The following is an 807-nucleotide window of genomic DNA, read 5'->3' as shown; positions in this document are numbered from 1 at the left end:
TCGAAAAGATCCGCAGCATACGTGAAGAACCCACCGATACCCGCCGGACGACCATCCTCGTCATAACCATCCGCAACGATCAAATGCAAATCGAACTGCGACACATCCAGATCCGCCGGCACCCCATCCACACTCAAACCAGGCAACTCCACCGCGGTACGCGCCAGATTCTGAAACGACAACCCAACCTGAAACAACGGATGATGCGCCGTCGAACGCGGCGGATTCAACACCTCCACCAACCGCTCGAACGGAATATCGGCATGAGCAAACGCCTGCAGATCCGTCTCCCGCTGCCGCACCAACAGATCCGCGAACGACTCCCCACGATCCAGCCGCGTCCGAAACACGACCGTATTGACGAACATCCCGATCAAATCATCGAGTTCCGCCTCGCCACGACCCGCCACCGGAGTACCCACCGCGATGTCGTCACTCCCGGACAACCGCGCCAACAACACCGCCAACGCGCTGTGCACCACCATGAACAGCGTCGCGCCGTGCGCCCGCGCCAACTCACTCAGTCCCGCATGCGTCGCGGCGTCGACGCGGAAGTCGACCCGCCCACCGCGCAGGGTCGCGACGGCAGGACGCGGCCGGTCCGTCGGCAACTCCAACAGATCCGGCAACCCAGCCAACTCCCCACGCCAATACGCAACCTGCTGCGCCGCAATCGAACCCGCATCCGACTCCACCCCCAACACCGCACGCTGCCACACCGCAAAATCCGCATACTGCACCCCCAACGGCACCCACCCCGGCGCCACACCCACAACCCGCGCCGCATAGGCAGTCATCACATCACGC

At 63.3% G+C, this 807-nt stretch carries 1 protein-coding gene; it reads right to left on the bottom strand.

Translation table 11 applies throughout. From position 1 onward, the window contains the following. A partial coding sequence (locus ACYVLQ_RS31770) for a condensation domain-containing protein (RefSeq protein ID WP_460701233.1) occupies positions 1-807 on the bottom strand: 807 nt, incomplete at both ends.

This window comes from Nocardia thraciensis (assembly GCF_054782435.1).
The sequence above is the reverse complement of the archived record's forward strand: the minus strand, read 5'-3'. Positions and strand labels throughout refer to the sequence as shown.